The organism is Pseudomonas sp. UBA1879, assembly GCF_002338065.1.
Taxonomy (GTDB): Bacteria; Pseudomonadota; Gammaproteobacteria; order Pseudomonadales; family Pseudomonadaceae; genus Aquipseudomonas.
The window spans coordinates 1-354 of sequence record NZ_DDHJ01000007.1; the positions used below are offsets into that span (position 1 = coordinate 1).

General features: G+C 55.6%; 1 protein-coding gene. It reads right to left on the reverse strand.

Annotated features, from left to right (window positions below; all coding sequences use genetic code 11):
* A partial coding sequence (locus B3N48_RS08640; protein WP_296182120.1) for a hypothetical protein occupies positions 1–354 on the reverse strand: 354 nt, incomplete at both ends.

Below are 354 nucleotides of genomic sequence, written 5' to 3' on the forward strand. Positions count from 1 at the left end.
ATTGCAAGCGCCTCATGGTGAAGAAGCTTCGGCTGAGCACTGTCACTGTCCGATTTAAGGCCATCGCTGATGTTGCCTTCGTAAGGAGGCAACTTGGTGCCCGCGTGGACCGCGTGGAGACCGGCCTGTGTCAGCAGTACTTCGTTGCCGCTGATGTCGTAGTACTTGTCACTGCCGTTAGTCAGCGTGACTTTCAATTGATCGGCAGGGGTGTCCGAATCGCTGTAGGTCAATTTACCCGCAACGGTCGAGGCATCGGCCTTGCCTTCGTGCAGTTCGTTGGCAGTCACCTTGATCTCAGGTGCAGCATCAAGGATCAGATTCGGCTGAGCACTGCCGCTGTCCGATTTAAGG